Source organism: Hymenobacter sediminicola, assembly GCF_014250515.1.
Classification (GTDB): Bacteria; Bacteroidota; Bacteroidia; order Cytophagales; family Hymenobacteraceae; genus Hymenobacter; species Hymenobacter sediminicola.
Genome location: NZ_CP060202.1, coordinates 189073 through 207743, shown reverse-complemented (window position 1 = coordinate 207743; position 18671 = coordinate 189073). Strand labels below are relative to the sequence as shown.

The 18671-nt window shown below is 57.6% G+C and carries 19 protein-coding genes; 8 read left to right on the top strand and 11 right to left on the bottom strand.

From position 1 onward, the window contains the following. Positions 1-106: 106 nt before the first annotated feature. The 3 genes from H4317_RS00960 to H4317_RS00950 all read left to right on the top strand — a co-directional run bounded on the left by H4317_RS00960 (position 107) and on the right by H4317_RS00950 (position 2247). Positions 107-601, top strand: coding sequence for a hypothetical protein (locus tag H4317_RS00960; RefSeq protein WP_185888342.1), 495 nt, complete (start codon positions 107-109; stop codon positions 599-601). A gap of 95 nt (positions 602-696) precedes the next feature. Continuing rightward, positions 697-1353 carry an alpha/beta fold hydrolase gene (locus tag H4317_RS00955; RefSeq protein ID WP_185888341.1) on the top strand — a complete coding sequence of 219 codons (657 nt, stop codon included), beginning with the start codon at positions 697-699 and terminating at the stop codon, positions 1351-1353. Positions 1354-1479: 126 nt separating this feature from the next. Further along, entirely contained in the window at positions 1480-2247 is a 768-nt protein-coding gene (locus H4317_RS00950; RefSeq protein ID WP_185888340.1) for a cyclase family protein, read from the top strand. 70 nt (positions 2248-2317) lie between these two features. On the opposite strand, the gene rpmA is transcribed toward H4317_RS00950, so the two are convergent. Together rpmA and rplU are read right to left on the bottom strand one after the other, a co-directional pair. Then, positions 2318-2605: a 50S ribosomal protein L27 gene (rpmA, locus tag H4317_RS00945; RefSeq protein WP_185888339.1), complete on the bottom strand. Its 288-nt coding sequence runs from the start codon at positions 2603-2605 to the stop codon at positions 2318-2320. Between the two features lie 99 nt (positions 2606-2704). After that, on the bottom strand, positions 2705-3010 hold the full coding sequence (rplU, locus tag H4317_RS00940; protein ID WP_073287153.1) for a 50S ribosomal protein L21: 306 nt from the start codon (positions 3008-3010) through the stop codon (positions 2705-2707). A gap of 473 nt (positions 3011-3483) precedes the next feature. Between rplU and H4317_RS00935 the strand changes: the two genes are divergently transcribed. Both H4317_RS00935 and H4317_RS00930 read left to right on the top strand, forming a co-directional pair. Further along, positions 3484-4446, top strand: coding sequence for a ribonucleoside-diphosphate reductase small subunit (locus H4317_RS00935; RefSeq protein ID WP_073287150.1), 963 nt, complete (start codon positions 3484-3486; stop codon positions 4444-4446). 466 nt (positions 4447-4912) lie between these two features. Further along, complete coding sequence (locus H4317_RS00930; protein ID WP_185888338.1) at positions 4913-7294, top strand: ribonucleoside-diphosphate reductase subunit alpha; 2382 nt, start codon at positions 4913-4915, stop codon at positions 7292-7294. 1181 nt (positions 7295-8475) lie between these two features. Here the strand turns inward: H4317_RS00930 and H4317_RS00925 are convergent. Continuing rightward, positions 8476-8916 (bottom strand): hypothetical protein, encoded by a 441-nt coding sequence (locus H4317_RS00925; protein ID WP_185888337.1) that lies wholly within the window; start codon positions 8914-8916, stop codon positions 8476-8478. A gap of 532 nt (positions 8917-9448) precedes the next feature. Here H4317_RS00925 and H4317_RS00920 point away from each other — a divergent pair. Beyond that, entirely contained in the window at positions 9449-10408 is a 960-nt protein-coding gene (locus H4317_RS00920; protein ID WP_185888336.1) for a pectinesterase family protein, read from the top strand. Between the two features lie 186 nt (positions 10409-10594). After that, on the top strand, positions 10595-11209 hold the full coding sequence (locus H4317_RS00915; RefSeq protein WP_185888335.1) for an Hsp20/alpha crystallin family protein: 615 nt from the start codon (positions 10595-10597) through the stop codon (positions 11207-11209). A gap of 86 nt (positions 11210-11295) precedes the next feature. Here the strand turns inward: H4317_RS00915 and H4317_RS00910 are convergent, their stop codons facing one another. Beyond that, positions 11296-11727, bottom strand: coding sequence for a hypothetical protein (locus H4317_RS00910; RefSeq protein ID WP_185888334.1), 432 nt, complete (start codon positions 11725-11727; stop codon positions 11296-11298). A gap of 179 nt (positions 11728-11906) precedes the next feature. On the opposite strand from H4317_RS00910, the gene H4317_RS00905 reads away from it, so the two are divergent. Beyond that, positions 11907-13202 carry a TPM domain-containing protein gene (locus tag H4317_RS00905; RefSeq protein WP_185888333.1) on the top strand — a complete coding sequence of 432 codons (1296 nt, stop codon included), beginning with the start codon at positions 11907-11909 and terminating at the stop codon, positions 13200-13202. A gap of 79 nt (positions 13203-13281) precedes the next feature. On the opposite strand, the gene H4317_RS00900 is transcribed toward H4317_RS00905, so the two are convergent. The 7 genes from H4317_RS00900 to H4317_RS00870 all read right to left on the bottom strand — a co-directional run bounded on the left by H4317_RS00900 (position 13282) and on the right by H4317_RS00870 (position 18590). Then, complete coding sequence (locus H4317_RS00900; protein ID WP_185888332.1) at positions 13282-13620, bottom strand: hypothetical protein; 339 nt, start codon at positions 13618-13620, stop codon at positions 13282-13284. 186 nt (positions 13621-13806) lie between these two features. Then, positions 13807-14112, bottom strand: coding sequence for a hypothetical protein (locus H4317_RS00895; protein ID WP_185888331.1), 306 nt, complete (start codon positions 14110-14112; stop codon positions 13807-13809). 221 nt (positions 14113-14333) lie between these two features. Then, positions 14334-14750: a hypothetical protein gene (locus H4317_RS00890; protein WP_185888330.1), complete on the bottom strand. Its 417-nt coding sequence runs from the start codon at positions 14748-14750 to the stop codon at positions 14334-14336. Between the two features lie 224 nt (positions 14751-14974). After that, positions 14975-15526, bottom strand: coding sequence for a hypothetical protein (locus tag H4317_RS00885; protein ID WP_185888329.1), 552 nt, complete (start codon positions 15524-15526; stop codon positions 14975-14977). A gap of 62 nt (positions 15527-15588) precedes the next feature. Beyond that, on the bottom strand, positions 15589-16914 hold the full coding sequence (locus H4317_RS00880) for a M56 family metallopeptidase (RefSeq protein ID WP_185888328.1): 1326 nt from the start codon (positions 16912-16914) through the stop codon (positions 15589-15591). After that, positions 16911-17279 (bottom strand): BlaI/MecI/CopY family transcriptional regulator, encoded by a 369-nt coding sequence (locus tag H4317_RS00875; protein WP_185888327.1) that lies wholly within the window; start codon positions 17277-17279, stop codon positions 16911-16913. The genes H4317_RS00880 and H4317_RS00875 overlap by 4 nt, the downstream gene beginning before the upstream one ends. A 243-nt stretch (positions 17280-17522) precedes the next feature. Further along, the gene (locus H4317_RS00870) at positions 17523-18590 is read right to left on the bottom strand and encodes an NADH:flavin oxidoreductase/NADH oxidase (protein ID WP_185888326.1); all 1068 of its coding nucleotides are present in this window, start codon (positions 18588-18590) and stop codon (positions 17523-17525) included. Positions 18591-18671: the final 81 nt, after the last annotated feature.

Genomic DNA, 18671 nt, shown 5'->3' with positions numbered 1-18671 from the left:
CTTACCGTGCTTGCACTCTGGCAGTTTCTGGCGTGCGCAGCAGTAGGCCGGGCATTTTTCATGATGAGCTGCGGCAGAATCTAAAAAATCCGCGTAATCTTCGATTATGAGACGACTGATTGATGCCTTAGCCGACGATACAGACTTTTTCATCGAGCAGGTGCAGATAACCGCCATCGTGTTCGATAACTCGGATGACGTCACTATCTGGGGCACCACTCATTTCGACCAGGAGCCACACTTTTTTCATCTGGGCCTGCAGTTTCAGCAACTCGACCTGTTGCTCCGCCTAGCTGCCGACCGGGCCGAAAGATTACAGGAAGATGTAGCCGATGCGTTGGCCACTGTTACAGAATGGCCCTGCCTGCTGGAGTACACGTCCGAAGCGGAGCCCCCTGTACCGCTGCCCAACGTAGCTCTTAAACTCTCCTGCACTTACCCCGCCGACGGGCCTTTCGAGGAAGGTGAAGAAGAGCAGGATGCGGAAGAAACGTTTGATATCAGTGTGGACCCCGATGCTGAAGACGCGGAAGAATTCGAAGCCGGGATGCCGCACAATATCTTCTACCTCGAAGGCGTGTTCCTGCGCGTGGAGCCATAAGCCAAAGGGCATATCTGCTCACGCACGAATTACCATAACCATCTGACATTCAATAAGAAATATTCATTTCTTATTGAGCAGGCACACACAAGGCCATGTTTTATCTGATACCTGGCTTGGGAGCTGACGAACGAGTATTCCGTTCGATCCTGCCCCTGTTGCACGGCGACACCCACGTGTTGCACTGGCTTACGCCCGAACCCGATGAAACCCTGCCCCACTACGTAGCCCGCATGGCGGAAGCCATTCCGCCGGAGCAGCCCTGCCTGCTGGTGGGTGTATCATTTGGAGGGGTAGTGGCGCTGGAAATCTGCCGGATACGGCCATTAGCCCGGGCCGTACTCGTGAGCAGCGTGCCCGATGCCAGTTGCATGCCCCCGCTGCTGCGTCTGATTCGGGGAAGTGGGGTCTACAAGCTCTTTCCGCCGCAGTGGCTTAAGCTGTTTCCGCGGGCTGGGCAGTGGTACTTCGGAGTGAAGCAGAATGAGTATCCGCTGTTCAGGGAAATTCTGCGCGACATGGAGCCACGCTACACGCGCTGGGCGATTCACTGCCTCCTGCACTGGGACAGTACCAGTGTGGGCCGCAGCATCCAGATTCTGGGCACCCACGACCGGGTATTTCCGCCCGGCCCTACTCCTGTCGACTACCTCATCCCTGGCGGCGGCCACTTCATGATTATCAGCCACGCTAAGGAAATCGCGCAGATTCTGAATCAGTTGGTAGTTGAGCCTGATGAGGTGATAAGGTGAATGGTGACGAGGTGAATGGTGACTTGCCATACAGGATGCTCGTTTACCTCGCTTACACCAGCCCCTCACGTACTGCTTGCCTACCACCTTTATAGCGTACCACCTTTTACTTCATCGCCAAAAACAATGCTCGCCACATACCCGCACCACGGCCGCACGTTTTCCTTCAATCCGGCTGCGCCGCTGGATATTTCCCTGCCGCTGGCGCCCGGCGCAAACCAGGTGAATTGTTTCTGGGCTGAGCCCGTGCAGTTTGATGTGATTCGGGTGGGTAGCTTTGTGGGCAGCGTGGCGGAGGGCGGCAGCACCAACTACAAGCGCGTGCATCTCACGCCCCACGGCAACGGCACGCACACCGAATGCTACGGCCACATCTCGTCCGACCCACTGGCGACGCTCAACCGCTGTCTGCGTCGCTTTTTGTTTGTGGCGCGCCTAGTATCGGTGCAGCCCCGGCCGCAACCCAACGGCGACGATGTAGTACTGCTGGAAGACTTTCGGCGCGAACTGGAAAGCGGCCCGGATGCTGCCGTGCGCCCCGGAGCTATTATTCTACGCACCCTGCCCAACCACAAAGCCAAGCGCACCCGCCAGTACTCAGGCACCAACCCTACTTACTTGGAGCCCGCACTAGCGCACTACTTGGCCGAGCACCACATCGAGCACCTGCTACTCGACCTGCCCAGCGTCGACAGGGAAGAAGACGCCGGGCAGTTGCTGGCCCACCATGCGTTCTGGCAGTACCCGCACGCCACCCGCAACCATGCTACCATCACGGAACTCATCTTTGTGCCCGACGAAGTAGAGGACGGCCTCTATCTGCTCAACCTGCAGGTCACGAGTCTGGAGCTGGATGCCAGTCCCAGCAAGCCGGTGCTCTACGCCCTGACCTGACAAAGCCGCAACGCAAAAAGGGACGCCCCGCGAGAGGCGTCCCTTTTTGTAGAATGGGAGCAGTCAGAAACTACTCGGCAGCGGCTACTTCAGCTACTTCAGTACCGGCAGTTACTACCGATACGAACGAACGGTCTTTGCGGCCCTTGCGGAACTGCACCGTGCCGTCTACCATAGCGAACAGCGTGTGGTCCTTGCCGATACCCACGTTCTGGCCGGGGTGGTGCTTGGTGCCGCGCTGACGCACGATGATGTTGCCGGCAATGATGCTCTGCCCGCCGAAGATTTTAACGCCCAAACGCTTGGATTCCGATTCGCGGCCGTTGTTGGAGCTACCTACGCCTTTCTTGTGTGCCATGGTATTGTTAAGTTGAGAGTTATCAGTTGCCGGTTGCCAGAACGTTGTAGCCGAATCCTAAACAGACTGGCAACTGGCAACACAAAACAGGCAACTCAATTACCCGATGCTGTTGATCATTACTTTGGTGAACTGCTGACGGTGGCCGTTCAGCTTCTTGTAGCCCTTGCGGCGCTTCTTCTTGAACACCAGAACCTTGTCGCCTTTTACGTGCGCCAGGATGGTGCCCGTTACGGCTACGTCCAGCAGCGGCGAACCAATAGTGATGGTGCCGTCGCTATCCGTGAGCAGTGCTTTACCCAGCTCCACCGTGTCGCCGACATTGCCAGCCAAGCGGTGGGCGTATACAAATTTATTGGCTTCGACTTTCGTCTGCTTCCCAGCTATGTTGACAATTGCGTACATCGGCGTCTTCGCGGTTTCTGAAAAATGGAAGGCAAAAGTAGAAGGATCATTTCATATATCCAAACCCTAACTCACTAAACATCATTACACAGGCCTTCTGAGCCTCTGGGCAGGGATATAAGCAGAACACGCCAGCGGGTACGCGAATAGCTTTTTTTGTGGAAAACCTTGATTGTCCACAGATGATTTGTGGATAACTTTTCCAAAATCGGGCTTTTTACGATCTTTTTTGGGTGTTTTTGGGAAAGACCACCACTCCCGGGAGAATAGGCTATACTCAAAAATTAACAGAGAAAAAACGGGTTTGCCTCACCAGGCATCCCATCATAGGGGGTTATATTTGGTGCTCCACCCCGCAGCTGTGCCGGCCTGCCCACCTGAACAAACCGGTGCGCGGTGGGGTTGTCAGCCGCCGGATTGCTTCTGCCAACCCGCTGTTTTTGCCGCATTATTCACCCGCTACGTCTTTGCTTATGGAACCCTTGCTCACCGAAAACCCTAACCGCTTCGTCCTCTTTCCCATCCAGCACAACGATGTGTGGCAGATGTACAAGAAGGCCGAGGCCTCGTTCTGGACCGCTGAGGAAATAGACCTGTCGCAGGACCAGAAAGACTGGGAAAGCCTGAACGATGGTGAGCGGCACTTCATCAGCCACGTACTGGCGTTCTTCGCGGCCTCCGACGGCATCGTGAACGAGAATCTGGCCGTGAATTTCATGCAGGAAGTGCAGATGGCTGAGGCCCGCTGCTTCTACGGTTTCCAGGTGATGATGGAAAACATCCACTCCGAAACCTATTCCCTGCTGATTGACACCTACATCAAAGACCCCAAGGAGAAGGACCGCCTCTTCAACGCGCTGGAAACCGTGCCGTGCGTGAAGAAAAAGGGCGAGTGGGCCATCAAGTGGATCAACTCCGAGAACTTCACAGAGCGCCTCATTGCGTTTGCCGCCGTGGAAGGCATCTTCTTCTCGGGCTCGTTCTGCAGCATCTTCTGGCTGAAGAAGCGCGGCCTGATGCCCGGCCTGACGTTCTCCAACGAGCTGATTTCCCGCGACGAAGGCCTGCACTGCGACTTCGCCTGCCTGCTCTACGAAAAGCACCTGCAAAACAAGCTGCCCGAGAGCCGCGTGCACGACATCATCAAGGACGCGGTGCAGATTGAGCAGGAGTTCGTGACCGATGCGCTGCCCGTGAACCTGATTGGCATGAACGCCAAAACCATGAGCCAGTACATTGAGTTTGTGGCCGACCGCCTGCTGGTGAGCCTGGGCTACAGCCCCATCTACAACGCCACCAACCCCTTCGACTTCATGGAGATGATTTCGCTGCAGGGCAAAACCAACTTCTTCGAGAAGCGCGTAGCCGAGTACCAGAAGGCCGGCGTGATGAGCGAGCGGACCGAAAACGCCTTCTCGCTGGACGAGGAGTTTTAATAACTAGGGTCTTCAGGCCCTTCTGCTACTCTTTCTTCTTCGTGTCATCCTGAATGAAGCGAAGGACCTTCTCACATAAGAACGACGGATAAAGTGCCGTTTTGTTCCACTGAGAGAAGGTCCTTCGCTTCACTCAGGATGACACGTTTTTTATTGCCATTGCTTTCCACGCCTACCTACAGACAATAGCACTTCCTCGCCAATTAGCCAACCTAAAATTCTTGGCGCAGGCTGGACTATATAGCTACCCCGGAATCACGAAAAAGCGGCTGAACTGCACTGTTTTACGCTTATGTGGAAAACTTCTGAAAAGAAGGTTTGTCCTACAACCCAGATAGAAATATCTTCCGCTATCAATGCATGCTGCCCGCCGCTGAACGGGCACTTTTGGCGCCTCTTCTGAATTATTGCCGGGCTCTTGGCTGAGCCGGTAGCAACATACTCCAACTCCCCACATCACATGTCTATGCTGGTACTCAAACGCGACGGCCGCCGCGAATCCGTGAAATTCGACAAAGTCACGGCCCGCATCGAAAAGCTCTGTTACGGGCTCAACCAGAATTTCATTTCGCCGATTGAGGTAGCCAAAAAGGTTATCGACGGTATCTACGACGGCGTGACGACCGTGGAGCTGGACAACCTGGCCGCCGAAACCGCCGCCTCGCTCACCACCAAGCACCCCGACTACGCCATTCTGGCCGCCCGCATTGCCGTGAGCAACCTGCACAAGGTCACGAGCAAGTCGTTCAGCAGCACCATGAAGCGGCTGCACACCTACGAAGACCCCAAAACCGGCGAAAATGCCTCCCTGATTGCGCAGGACGTGTGGGAAATCGTGCATGCCAATGCGGCCACCCTCGACTCGGCCATTATCTATGACCGGGACTACAACTACGACTACTTCGGCTTCAAGACGCTGGAGCGGAGCTACCTGCTCCGCCTCGACGGCAAGGTAGTGGAGCGGCCCCAGCACATGCTGATGCGCGTGGCCGTGGGCATTCACAAAGAAGATATTGCCGCCGCCATCGAGACCTACAACCTGATGTCGGAGCGGTGGTTTACGCACGCTACGCCTACCCTCTTCAACGCCGGCACACCCAAGCCCCAGCTCAGCTCGTGCTTCCTGCTCACGATGAAGGACGACTCCATCGAGGGCATTTACGACACGCTGAAGAACTGCGCCCTGATTTCGCAGAGCGCGGGCGGTATTGGCTTGGCGGTGCACAACGTGCGCGCCACCGGCTCCTACATCAAAGGCACCAACGGCACCTCCAACGGCCTCGTGCCCATGCTGAAGGTGTTCAACGACACGGCCCGCTACGTGGACCAGGGTGGCGGCAAGCGCAAAGGTGCCTTCGCTATTTACCTGGAGCCCTGGCACGCCGATATCTTCGACTTCCTGGACCTGAAGAAGAACCACGGTAAGGAGGAGATGCGCGCCCGCGACTTGTTCTTCGCCCTCTGGACGCCCGACCTGTTCATGAAGCGCGTGGAAGCCAACGGCGACTGGACCCTGATGTGCCCCAACGAGTGCCCCGGCCTCGACGAGTGCTTCGGCGACGACTTCGAGAAGCTCTACCAGAAGTATGAGCGGGAAGGCCGCGGCCGCAAAACCATCAAGGCGCAGGACCTGTGGTTTGCCATTCTGGAAAGCCAGACCGAGACCGGCACGCCCTACATGCTGTTCAAGGACGCCGCCAACAGCAAGAGCAACCAGCAGAACCTGGGCACCATCAAGAGCTCCAACCTCTGCACCGAGATTATGGAGTACACCGACGAGAACGAAATTGCCGTGTGCAACCTCGCCTCGCTGGCCCTACCCCGCTACGTGCGCCCCGACGACGCCGGCAACCTGTTCTTCGACCACCAGAAGCTCTACGACGTTACGTACCACGCCACGATGAACCTGAACAAGGTCATCGACATCAATTACTACCCCGTGATTGAGGCCGAGCGCAGCAACCGCCGCCACCGCCCCATCGGGCTGGGCGTGCAGGGCCTCGCCGATACGTTCATTGCCCTGCGCATGCCGTTTGAGAGCGACGAAGCCAGCGGCCTGAACAAAGACATCTTCGAGACCATCTACTTCGCGGCCATGACGGCCTCCAAGGACCTGGCCCAGCGCGACGGCCACTACGAAACCTTCCCCGGCTCGCCGCTGAGCCAGGGCAAGTTCCAGTTCGACCTCTGGAACGTGACGCCGGACTCGGGCCGCTGGGACTGGGACACGCTGCGCGCCCAGGTGATGGAGCACGGCGTGCGCAACTCGCTGCTGGTAGCGCCGATGCCTACCGCCAGCACCGCCCAGATTCTGGGCAACAACGAGTCGTTTGAGCCTTACACGAGCAACATTTATGTGCGGCGCGTGCTCAGCGGCGAGTTTATGGTGGTAAACAAGCACCTGCTGAAAGACCTCGTGAAGCTGGGCCTCTGGAACGACCAGATGAAGACGGCCATCATTGCGGCCAACGGCTCGGTGCAGGACATTCCTAGCATCCCGCAGAACATCAAGGACCTGTACAAAACGGTGTGGGAGATTTCGCAGCGCCGCATTATTGATATGTCGGCCGACCGGGGCGCGTACATCTGCCAGAGCCAGAGCCTGAACCTGCACGTGCTGAACGTGAACTTCGGCAAGCTCACCAGCATGCACTTCCACTCGTGGAAGAAGGGCCTGAAAACCGGCATGTACTACCTGCGCACCAAAGCCGCCGCCGACGCCATCAAGTTCACGGTGCAGAAGCAAGCCGCCGAGACCCTGGAGCCGCTGAACGTATCGGCCCAGAACGCCGCCGACATGGCCTGCTCCCTGGATAACCCCGACGCCTGCGAGGCCTGCGGTTCGTAAGTTTAAAACGGGCGGGGAGACGAAAGTCCCCCGCCCGTTTTATAACGCGGCTAGGTAACAATACCAGTCGCTAACCCTTACCTTAGTCTTGAGTCACTAAATGCCCGTGCCTATGTAGAACCATGGACCTCAGTATGTATTCGTCAACCGAGAGACGGTTGGAGGCTACAGCCCATGCTAAGGCCGTAAACGCAAAAGACGGAAGGTTGCCGCCTTCCGTCTTTCAGCGAGGCTGTTCGCCTCATACACCCAACCGTAGTTACCCTATGAATTGGAATGCTTTTTTGCGCTATATGCGTCGAACTGCTGCTTTTCTTTCTCGCCTCGCAACCATCGGTACAGCTGGAAAAAAGCTGTGGGATGCTGTAAGCTGGATGAAAACGTTTCTCTAAAAGATGGGAGAAAAGAGGACTAATTAAATAGTCTGAAAGGTTCTTGGTAGCGGGCTACTCACATCTGAGTAGCCCGCTTTCCGTTTAAACCTCAGTAAAAGTGAGAAAGTTTTCTCAACTTTTACTCACCTTCCCTAAGATTTCTCAAGCACTTCGTACATGCTTGACTGCGCACAGCAGCACCCAAAAAGAGAAAAAGCGCGCTTTCTACTTCATGCTATACAGATACGTCAGCATCCTGCTGTTTCTCTCAACTGCTTGCCTATCAGCACAGGGACAGGCGCGCAAACCCAAAGCAGTAGCTCCAACCACTTTGTTGCAGGGGGTTTAGGCAGTTGGCACTGGCGGGAATGCCGAGTTTGAGGTGCGAGGTAGCAGCTTGACTTACGTTGAATTTCCGGATACCCCTGTTCGGTACAGCCTCACCCCTACTACCCTCACGATTTTCAATGAGGACGGTCCCTATGTTGGTAGAATCAGAAAACTGACAAAGGATAGCTTAGTGTATAGGACTTCTGGTGGTTTTACGGTACGCCTATACAAACGCAAATAGGCCTTCTTGACCGTATTTGTACAACTATACGGCTGGGCAAGCGTACCAATCTGCCTTTTTTGCCGCCAGAATCTCTCGGAGCACGGAGATGAATGTTTTCATTCCTTGAGGCCACCTACCTGCTTGCAGTCGTAGCTATTGTGATAGAGATGCTTCGGATCCGCTCAGCATGCCAAAAGGCCTGCGCTACTACTAGCGCGGGTCTTTTGGCTTTCAGAAGCTGCCTGGCACAGCCCCTATTGCGCGTCTGCCAGTAGCTGCTGGGGCCCGCGGGTTTTCAACTGGCGCACCGATACGGCTTGGCCGGCCGAGCCATGCTGCACCTGTAGCGTGTAGCGGTAGTGCGTGCCGGCTGCGTGCAGCAGTAGGGCATAGCGGCCGGCGGGCAGCGCCCGGAAGTTGAAGCGGTGCCCATAGGCAGGCGCATCGTAGGCCTCGTCGAACAGGACCTGTCCGCTGCCCAGGCTCACTACCTGCACCCGGCCGGGCTGCTGGGCCGCATGGCTGATGCGCACCCGGATGCTTTCGGCATCGGGACTGGTAACGGATACGGGGGAGGCGTGCTGGGCCGGAGAGGCCACTGCGGCGGCCAGCCCCAGCAGCAGGCCAGCTGAAGCAACGGAACGAGTAAGCAGCTGGGTAGCAGCAGCAGAAACGGCGAGAGAAAAGCGGCGCATAGCGAAGAAGGAAAAAGGGTGACACAACGGGCAGCCGGGGCGGGCACCTGTGCGCTATCGGACAGCGCCACCCCAGTTTCGGAGTAGAAAAGCCAAGCGCCGTGCCATTTCGCCAAACCACTTTTTATCAGTTTCTTACCCCGCATTGGCCTCTTATCCATTCGCAGAAAGGTGTCCGGCTGCGGGCACTGGCGTCCGGTTTCAGGCGGCTCCTTCCAGCTGTTTAGGCCCCGCGCCTTGGCCGGGCCACAACTAGTGGACGAGAAACAGGATTTTCATAGTGCAACCTGTCTGTATTTTGTGCAAATCAGAATATATTAGCCTGCCCAATTAGCTTGTTCTCTGTATGCTGCATAGCCGGTCCTGCTTTGCGCCCCACTCCTCTGTGCGGCAAGGCAGTACCACGGCTCAGACTGCGTGACACAAGATTATAGGCGCTTATGCAAGGCGCCAGTGCAGCTGGCAATACCCCGCTGCTACCAAAGCCTGCTCTTATTGCTGCTACTTCCACCATCCTCCCACCATTTTTAACATGAAAAAAGTTATACTATTCTTTGTCTTGTTGCTAGTTGCTGCTGGGCGGCTACAGGCACAGCAGCTCACGGTAGCCCAAGACGGCAGCGGCACCTACCGCACCGTGCAGGCCGCGCTGGATGCGGTGCCTCTCGGCAACAAGACCCCCATCACCATTTTTATCAAGAAAGGCACCTACAAGGAGAAGCTGAACCTGGCCAAGAAGCAGAATTTCGTGCGGCTGGTCGGCGAGTCGGCGGAGGAAACGGTGCTGGTCTACGACGACTACAACGGCCGCGTGGTAGAAGGCTCCGACAAGCCGCTGGGCACTTCCGAAGCCGCCGCGTTCCGGGTGTTCGGCAACGACTTCTCGGCCGAAAACATAACATTCCAGAACTCGGCGGGCCTGCTGGGCCAGGCCCCGGCCATGTGGGTCTACGGCGACAAGGCGCAATTCCGCAACTGCCGTTTCCTGGGCTTCCGCGACACGCTGTATGTGTATGGCTACGGTAGCCGCCAGTATTACCAGGACTGCTACATCGAGGGTACTACCGATTTTATTCTGGGTTCGGGCACGGCCTGGTTCGAGAACTGCACGCTGTTCTGCAAGCCCAAAGGCACCTGCATCATGGCCCCTTCCACCCCCGACACCGTAACGTTTGGGTTCGTGTTTCAGCGCTGCACCATCACGGGCAACGCTCCCGACGGCTCCTACTTCCTGGCCCGCCCTTGGAAGCCCTTTGCCAAAGCCGTGTTTCTGAACTGTGAAATGGGTCCGGTGGTAGCCCCCAAAGGCTGGGACCATTGGGGCAAAGAAGACAACAAGCAGGAGTCATTCTTTGCCGAGTATAAGTCGAAAGGGCCAGGTGCCACCCCTAAGCAGCGGGCGGCTTGGTCGCGGCAACTGAATCCGCAGCAGGCGGCATTTTACACGCCTTCTTCGGCCATGCACGGCTGGTCGCCGGCGCCGGTAGAGTAAGGCCGCGCCGCAACGCATATCTGCTGGCATCCGGGCCGGGCAGATGACGAAACAATGGCTACGGCCGACACAGGAAAAAGTGAGCCAGCACTGGCAAAAACAAGGTTTATTCGTGAAACAACGCCGTTTCGGCCTGCGTATTAGGGGCGCTTGTGTTCGTTTGTTTCACCTCAACCTTTCACAGCCATGGCTATTCAAAAGTATCAGGACTCGTTTTCCGATCCGTCCTCCTCGAGCTTCAGTTCCATGCTCGACCGGTTCTTTAGCGACTCTCTGGCCTCGCGGGGCCGCGTCAGCAGCTTCTCGCCCCACATAGACGCGTACGAAACCGAGAACAGCTACGAAGTGGAGGCCGCGCTACCCGGTCTGAAGCGCGAAGACATCAAGGTAGATTTCCACCAGGGCCGCCTTACCATCTCCGGGGAGCGGACCTTCCGCAACGAGCAGAGCCAGCGTCGCTACCACGTGGTAGAAAGCTCCTACGGCTCGTTCAACCGTTCCCTACAGCTCCCCGACATGGTAGATGCCAGCCGGATTGAGGCCAGCTTCGAGGACGGCGTGCTGCGCGTGAGCGTACCCAAAGACGAGCAGAAAACCCGGCGCCACCAGATAGAGGTGCGCGGCAGCCACAGCAGCAGCTCCGGCCAGAACCAGGGTCAGATGTCGGAGCGCCTCGGCGAGCAGGCCACCGACGTCAACGTGCAGTCGGGCCAAAGCGGCGGCAGTACGGAGAAGAGCAAGGGCTCTACTGCCGCGTCTGAAATGCAGAAGCGGCCAAAAAGCTCCGGGGTAGGAGCCTAGCGGTCCTTACAGCCAACAGAAAGGCCTTCCTCCTAAGCGGGAAGGCCTTTCTTTTTACTTCTCAGTATGTACTGAGAAAGGACTTGTTAGAAAGAAGCCGACCGGGGGTGCTGCAACAGCCACTCTACGGCCTCGGCATCCGTTTCGAAGGAGCGGTACACCAAAGCCGAAACCGGCGCCTGCGTGGTAATGTAGGCCGTGGCTAGGCGCACCATCACATCGGCTGAAACCACCACGGCGCCATGGCGGTAGCCGGCCTCCACCGCACGAGGCAGCCATTCCCGCGCTACCCACTCCTGCTCGTCCGGCGCAAACGGCACCATGCTAGCTTGGTTGATGAGGATGCGGCTCCAGTTGTTGCGGCTGATTCCCTGCATCATGTGCATGAAAACGGCCCGGGTGTCCTGGGGCTGGCGTGGATGCTGTTTCCAGGTAACTCTCAGAAAACCAGCCGGGTCTTCCTGCAGCAAAGCGGCTGCATTTTCAAAGTAGAGACGTAGTTGCGGAGCTGGTTTCATAGATACAAAGCTAACACACGTAGGTACATGATTTGTTCTGCAGAACCTTCCAACCCACGTTTTGCCACTGCGGAATTGACGTGTATCACAATTGCGGTGACTTTTCTTATCCCTGCAAGGCGAGTTGCGTATGCTGCGAAACAGGCACTCTCCCTTCCTTTCACCTAGCTTTTCGTCCTATGCCTCGCTTTGCTTTCTTGCTGCTTCTGCTGCTACTCCTTGGTGGAAGTAGATTCGCGCCACTCAGTGCCCAATCGGCTGATGGGCTACCGGCCCGGCCCAGTCCGTTTCGGTTTGTGAATGACGGGGGACAACTGCTGAGTGCCGCCGACGCCCAGAAGCTGGAAAACGGCCTGCGCCGCTACGCCGACAATACCGGCACCCAGCTGGTAATCGTCACGGTGCCTACCCTGGGCGGCCGCGACATAGCCGATTATGGCCGGGCGCTGGGCACGGCCTGGGGTGTGGGCCAGCGCGACAAGAACAACGGTATTGTGCTTCTGCTGGCCGCTCAGGAGCATCAGGTCACGATTCAGGCCGGTTCGGGCTTGCGCAGCCAGATCACGCCGGCCCTGACGGCCCGCGTGATTAGTGAGCAGATGACGCCCAGCTTCAAACAGGGCCGCTACTTTACGGGCCTGCGCAACGGCCTGAACACATTGATGCAGGCCGCCAACCCCGATTCGGCCCCGATGCAACCCCAAGCAGAAGCGGCAACTGATGCCGCCGCAGCCGGCACACTTCCGAACTCCGAACCGACCGTAGCAGACCAACGCAGTGCTGTTGACGAGCCAGCCAGTGAGCCGTTCAACCCCAATTCTTCCTCTTCCGGTATTGGTTATATGGCTCCTTCGACCGTATTGGGCCTGAGCGGGGGCGTGCTACTGGTAGGAGCAGTGGTAGTCATTGGGGGTATATGGCTGCTGGTGCGCATGTTTCGGCGGCGTTCCGCGGCTACTGTTGCCAGCCCACAGGGAAGCTCTGCCCCTACTTTCTACCCGCCCCAGAACAACCAGCCTCCTGTTCAACCCAACGGGCCAGCCGGCAACTACGGCCCCGGCTACGGCAACCGCCAGAGCCCCGACTTTCTGCCGAACCGCACCGGGGGTGGTAGTGGTATGGGAGGCGTGCTGCTGACGGGCGCGGCAGCGGCGGCCGGTGCCTACCTCGGCAACCGCATGGCTAATGGCCAGAACCAGCCCGACAGCCCCCCATTGCATCCTGATACGCCTTCCCCCAACCTCGACTCTGGTGCCGCCACAGGTGGAGCCGCCGGTGCGGGTGGCTTTCCGTTTCTCAACGATTCGGGTGCCGCACCCGAGCCCGCACCAGACTATTTCTCTGATGCACCCGACGCGTCGCCGGATTATTTCTCTTCCGACAACGATGGGTCCTCATCCTACGACGATGCCTCTTCCGGCGACACTGGCGGTGGCGGGTTCGATGATGACAACAGCAACAGCGGCTCCTGGTAAACTACCTGCGGCTACTCCACGCAAAAGCGCCCCGGCCATAGATATGGCCGGGGCGCTTTTGCGTGGGGCAGGAACGGTGCTACTGTGTTTTTTTGGGTGCTGCGGCCGGAGCAGCAGCCGGGGCAGCCAGCGGCGGGGCGGGCACCGGCTGACGCAACAGCCGGTCATTGTCGGCCGTTGCCTGGCGGGCGGGCTCTCCTGTGAGGCCCGGCGCAATGTACTTGCCCCCCTGCCCTGCCGATGTGCTGGTAGTGCCGGAAGCAGTAGATGGAGCCGGCATTGGCGTATTGGGGGGCGGTACCTTCACGGCTCCCAGCTTGCGCTGCGTGGGGGCTGAGGGCGCCCGGTTCTGGGCTGTAGCGGCGCTGCCGGCCAGCAGAGCCAATAGCAGCGTGGTGGTAAGGAGGCGGAAGTTCATAGAAGTAAGGGCTAGGATACAGTAGGTATACGGAGCACTTGTGGTGTGTGGCCAACTAGTTGCGCAGCCGCCTCTGCCTTGGTACTTGCTGCGTGCGGTGCGCTGCTATAGTCTTCAACGCAAACCGCCGCACTTTCCCGGCTGGAGAAGTGCGGCGGCTACTGGTGTGTGCAGTATTGCCGGGGGTTAGTTGGCCGGTTTCGGCATGGTGCCAGTAGGCTTATCTACCCTGATTACTCCTTTGGGCGCCGTAACCTTCTGCCGGCGCTTGCGCATGGCCTTGCGCCGAGCCGCCCGCTTACGGAAGAAACCCATCTTGTGCTTTTTGGTGCGGCTGTTGCCTTTGTAGCGCTTGTAGTTGGGCCGGGGAATAGCCTCGCTTTCCGTAGCACCTGCCAAAGCGGTGGTTTCTGTATTAGGAGTAGCATGTGCTGTCTCCGGCTCCAGCAATGCCATCAGCACGCACATGAGCAATAGTATTATTCTGGTCATAAGAAGGAGGAAAAAGGAGACAATGAAGGCACAAAGCGCCAGTCCATCTGCGCAAGTTACCTACGTTACACGTACTAAATACGCATAATATTATCCATTACCAGGCCAAAATTCCTTTTTATATATAATATCCAATCCTTTTGAGGATTAGTGTATTTTTAAACAATTCTAATATAACTCACCTCTACAGAAGCAGCTTGTTTGCCTATGCACTCACAGTGCTATGCTTGCCTCGACACCAGCCAGCGGACTGCTTCTCCTTCGTCTACGAACTGGTTGAGCGAGCAATAGTCGCCGTGTGTGTATGGCAGAGCCGGTAGGGAGTCGTCGTGCACATGCCCGGCTTGGTACGGGGCAATCAGGAAAGCCACGTACACGTGGGCATTCAGGTGGCGGCGTAGCGTCGGGTAGAACTCCTCAGTCAGCCAGTGAACATCCCGCAAATCTACCTGGACCCGGCGGCGCGAGTCAATTAGCCAGCGCGTACAGCTGTCACAGGAGGTGGCGTATCGAAGCATTTCGTGGTAGCCGGCGCGCAACTCGTGCGAGGCGGTGGGGCGGGTCCAGCGGGCGGCTACAATCCCAAGATCCGGACGGTGGCTCAGGTCCAGAAAGTCAAGCTGAGTGGATGGCGTCATGCGCAAAACGACCAAATCGGTCAGGGTACGAATGCGCAAAGGTACGCGGGCCAGCAGACTTGTGTTCGGCTACTCCTCCGGAGCTGAACAGTTGCTGGGCCCTTGCCGGACCTGTTTTAGCCGGAAAATAACAGCTTCACGTAGCCGCCTACACAAGCTAACAGGGCCAGTCGAAACACGTTCGGCTGGCCCTGTTAGCTTGTGTAAATAACAATGAGAATGGTTTACCGGGTTGTGACGACCACTACCCCGCTACGGCCTTTTGCCCCATACTGCTTCTCGGCTTCAGCCCCTTTGTAAACGCGCATATCCTTGATGCGCGCCGGCGGGATTTTCTTGAGCTCCGCCTCTGTGGTTTCTTTCCCATCTACCAAGATGTAGGCGGTGGCCAGGTCCATTTTCTGGGTGGGCGTCACTTCTTCCACACGCTTGTTGAAGGCCTGGACGGCAGCCGAGTCTTTGTTTTTCTTGGAAGTGATGATAATGGCACTGGTAGGTGCTCCATCCCCTAGCAATTTTCGCACTGCCTCGCCCTTCAACACGTGCATATTGACAATAGCGCCCTTCTCGCTCTCCAGCTTCTTCGCGTCGGCAGCCGTGGCAGGCAGTCCATCAATATAGTAGGCCGCCTCCGGCAGTTCCATCTGGCTTGGTGCCGGAGCAGCAGTCTGAGCGGTGGCAGTGCTAGCAGCGCCTAAGGCCAGCCCTAATGCAAGCGGAGCCAGGATCAAGCGGCGGCGCAGCGCATAGGCTGCAGGAAGGAAATTAGTTGTCATACTGGTCTTTTATCAAAAGTGAGAAAACAGAAGGTGGGATAAAGCGCGGCTCCGGCCGTAGGCTACTGAGTAAGTGCGTGGCCCTGCTCATCGAACAGCACGGACAGTGGCCGGCGGCCTTTAGCTATTTCGGCGCGGTAGCGCACCGGCTGGCCCTGGGTAGTTACTTTCCACACGCCGGTAAGCCGGTGGCCAGGATAGGTTTTCACGATGTACGCCAGCGCTTCCGCCGACAGGTAACTCACGTCCACCTGTTGCTCATGAGGCAGGCGGGCAGCCAACGCCTCCGCTTCCGGCAAAGAGGCTCCTGCCTGCGTGGTAATCACTACAACTGGTTGGGTAATACCGGCAAAAACGCGCGCCGCGTCGGCTCCTTTCAGCACGGCTACGCCGGCTATGGTTTTGGCGTCCAGCTGCTGTATGGCGGCCAAGGGCACCTGTTTTCCGTCCAGATAGAATACGGCATTGGTGGGCAACCCCAGCGGGGCCGCCGGAGCGGCTTTGGCCGCCGAAGTACTGACCGGCACAGCAGACGGCAGGGCCAGCAGCAACGCAAATGCTACCGGCAGGGCCAGAAAATACCGCAAAGTTTGAGGGCGCTTAGACTTCGGTTGGTTCATCATAGCAATGCGGTGTTTAAGGGGTAGAAAGGAGAAGGAAGAGGCAAGCGGCGGCCCCGGCAACAAACTACTCACACGCAACAGGCTGTACTGGTATGCTTTGCGAGGCAGCTGGCCCGATTCCAGCACCATGGCATCCGTCAGAAACTCCAGGTTGCGCTGCACCAGTTCTGGCAGCCGCCATGCCACCGGATTAAACCAACATAAGGTTCTGAGAAGATGCGCCAGCAGTACGTCCAGAGTGTGGGCCTGCCGGGCATGCACCTGCTCATGCAACAGCACAGCGTGCAGGTCGGCGGCGGTGTGGGGCCCTGCTCCGATGTAGATATCAGGGCCAAAAGTGAAGGGACTGGCCGCAACGGCCAGTTGCCGGTACGCAATGCCGTGGGCGCTACCGGGCACGGAAGTGTTGCGCAGCCGTAACAGAGCCGCCAGCCGTAGCAACAGCTGCCCGGCCAGCACCGCCACTCCTAGGCTATAGAACACTGGCACAGCCTGTAACAACCACTCCGGCGACGCTGCGGCCACCGTGGCTACCGGTGTAGCGGCCCCTTCGTACACCACCACGGCCCAAGGCTGAGCCAGAGCCGTAGCGTTCCAATAGCTCAGTTTCAGAAGCGGACACATAGCCGCGAAAATCATTGCATACAGTAGATACAACCTGTTCAGGGAATGAAAGGTGAGGCTACGCAACAGACCGTAGTAAAGCCCCAGCAACACCAGCAGTGCCAGGTTAGCCTTCAGCAGATACAGCAGCAGTGGAGTCATGGCCGGGACTTACGGTTTTCGATCATGTCGATGATGTCCTGTAGCTCCTCGGGGCTGATTTTCTGCTCCTGCGCAAAGAACGAAACCAGCTCTTTGTAGGAATTGCGGAAATAGTCGCCGACGAAAGTGCCCAGAAACCGCCGCCGGTATTCCTCTGCCGTCACTACCGGAACAAAACGGTAGGTGTTGCCGAGCTTGCGGCTGCTCACATAGCCTTTGCGTTCCAGATTGCGAACTGTGGAAGCCAACGTCGTGTAGGGAGGCCGGGGTTCAGGCAGCAGTTCCAGCACGTCTTTGATGAAGCCGCCGCCCAACTCCCAAAAGCCACGCATGGCTTCTTCTTCAGATTGCGTTAATCGTTCCATAATTAATCTACGATTCTTTCGTAATTCTACGAATATTTCGTAATAACTGATATACAATCCTTTAAAATAATTTTCAGCTAAAATCAAAAAGGCTCTAGCGTGACGCCAGAGCCTTTTTGGTACCCGATAATTTTTACTGGAATCTGTATACAGGCGACGCATAGAACGGCCTCTGCGAAGCATTCCCTCACGCATTGCTCCTTTCTTAGAACGAATTCTCAGTAAGTCTAGCCCTCAACGTTGCTAGCGGGGGCGGGCCCGCAGATACTGGTCGGGCCAGGTGATGGAAGCTCCCAGCTCGTGGGCCGCATGGAGCGGAAAATACGGGTCGCGCAGCGCTTCACGCGCCAGCAGCACCAAGTCGGCTTGGCCGGAAGAAATGATGACCTCCGCCTGCTGCGCGCTGGTAATAAGGCCCACGGCGCCGGTTGGCAGCCCGGTTTCGCGCCGAACCTGCTCGGCAAACTGCACTTGGTAGCCCGGCCCAACGGGAATGGGCGCTACGGCCACATTGCCGCCCGTAGAGCAGTCTAACAGATCTACACCTTTGTCCTTCAGAATAGAGGCTAGTGCTACCGTGTCTGCAGGCGTCCAGCCGCCTTCCACCCAGTCGGTAGCCGACACGCGCACCAGCAGCGGCAACTGCGCGGGTAGCACGGCGCGGGTGGCTTCTACTACTTCCAGCAGCAGCCGAATCCGGTTTTCGAAGGTGCCGCCATACGCGTCGGTGCGGTGGTTGCTCAGCGGGGAAAAGAACTCGTGGAGCAGGTAGCCGTGGGCCGCATGCAGTTCTATTACTTCATAGCCTGCTTCCAGCGCCCGCAGCGTAGCCGCCCGAAAATCTACTACTACCTGCCGGATTTCCTCCAGGTTCAGGGCATGCGGCGCAGGTTCCTCCGGAGTGAAAGGCGTAGCACTGGGCGCCACCGTAGTCCAGCCGCCAGCTTCGGCGGGGACCACCTCGTTGCCTTTCCAGGGGCTGGTATGGCTGGCTTTGCGGCCGGCGTGGGCCAGCTGAATGCCGGCTACGGCACCTTGTGCCTTGATAAAATCAGTGATACGACGCAGAAATGGCACGTGCTCCTGTTTCCAGATACCAAGGTCGTCGGGGGTGATGCGGCCCTCCGGGGCTACTGCCGTAGCTTCCTGGATAATGAGGCCAGCGCCCCCTACCGCCCGGCTACCCAGATGCACCAGATGCCAGTCGTTGGCGAAGCCATCCTGGGCGCTGTACATACACATCGGCGAAATGGCAATCCGGTTGCGCAGTGTAAGGCCGCGCAGTGTAAGCGGCGAAAATAGCTGTGACATACAAAGAAGTGGTTCGATACAGAAGCGAATAACTCCTGGGGCGGGCTGGGGGTTTCGGGGCGCCATCGTAGCCGGGTAATC

Excerpts from the sequence above, each read along its gene's own strand:
- H4317_RS00960 (WP_185888342.1), top strand. The coding sequence starts at position 107 with ATGAGACGACTGATTGATGCCTTAGCCGACGATACAGACTTTTTCATC.
- H4317_RS00955 (WP_185888341.1), top strand. The coding sequence starts at position 697 with ATGTTTTATCTGATACCTGGCTTGGGAGCTGACGAACGAGTATTCCGT.
- H4317_RS00950 (WP_185888340.1), top strand. The coding sequence starts at position 1,480 with ATGCTCGCCACATACCCGCACCACGGCCGCACGTTTTCCTTCAATCCG.
- rpmA (WP_185888339.1), bottom strand. The coding sequence starts at position 2,605 with ATGGCACACAAGAAAGGCGTAGGTAGCTCCAACAACGGCCGCGAATCG.
- rplU (WP_073287153.1), bottom strand. The coding sequence starts at position 3,010 with ATGTACGCAATTGTCAACATAGCTGGGAAGCAGACGAAAGTCGAAGCC.
- H4317_RS00935 (WP_073287150.1), top strand. The coding sequence starts at position 3,484 with ATGGAACCCTTGCTCACCGAAAACCCTAACCGCTTCGTCCTCTTTCCC.
- H4317_RS00930 (WP_185888338.1), top strand. The coding sequence starts at position 4,913 with ATGCTGGTACTCAAACGCGACGGCCGCCGCGAATCCGTGAAATTCGAC.
- H4317_RS00925 (WP_185888337.1), bottom strand. The coding sequence starts at position 8,916 with ATGCGCCGCTTTTCTCTCGCCGTTTCTGCTGCTGCTACCCAGCTGCTT.
- H4317_RS00920 (WP_185888336.1), top strand. The coding sequence starts at position 9,449 with ATGAAAAAAGTTATACTATTCTTTGTCTTGTTGCTAGTTGCTGCTGGG.
- H4317_RS00915 (WP_185888335.1), top strand. The coding sequence starts at position 10,595 with ATGGCTATTCAAAAGTATCAGGACTCGTTTTCCGATCCGTCCTCCTCG.
- H4317_RS00910 (WP_185888334.1), bottom strand. The coding sequence starts at position 11,727 with ATGAAACCAGCTCCGCAACTACGTCTCTACTTTGAAAATGCAGCCGCT.
- H4317_RS00905 (WP_185888333.1), top strand. The coding sequence starts at position 11,907 with ATGCCTCGCTTTGCTTTCTTGCTGCTTCTGCTGCTACTCCTTGGTGGA.
- H4317_RS00900 (WP_185888332.1), bottom strand. The coding sequence starts at position 13,620 with ATGAACTTCCGCCTCCTTACCACCACGCTGCTATTGGCTCTGCTGGCC.
- H4317_RS00895 (WP_185888331.1), bottom strand. The coding sequence starts at position 14,112 with ATGACCAGAATAATACTATTGCTCATGTGCGTGCTGATGGCATTGCTG.
- H4317_RS00890 (WP_185888330.1), bottom strand. The coding sequence starts at position 14,750 with ATGACGCCATCCACTCAGCTTGACTTTCTGGACCTGAGCCACCGTCCG.
- H4317_RS00885 (WP_185888329.1), bottom strand. The coding sequence starts at position 15,526 with ATGACAACTAATTTCCTTCCTGCAGCCTATGCGCTGCGCCGCCGCTTG.
- H4317_RS00880 (WP_185888328.1), bottom strand. The coding sequence starts at position 16,914 with ATGACTCCACTGCTGCTGTATCTGCTGAAGGCTAACCTGGCACTGCTG.
- H4317_RS00875 (WP_185888327.1), bottom strand. The coding sequence starts at position 17,279 with ATGGAACGATTAACGCAATCTGAAGAAGAAGCCATGCGTGGCTTTTGG.
- H4317_RS00870 (WP_185888326.1), bottom strand. The coding sequence starts at position 18,590 with ATGTCACAGCTATTTTCGCCGCTTACACTGCGCGGCCTTACACTGCGC.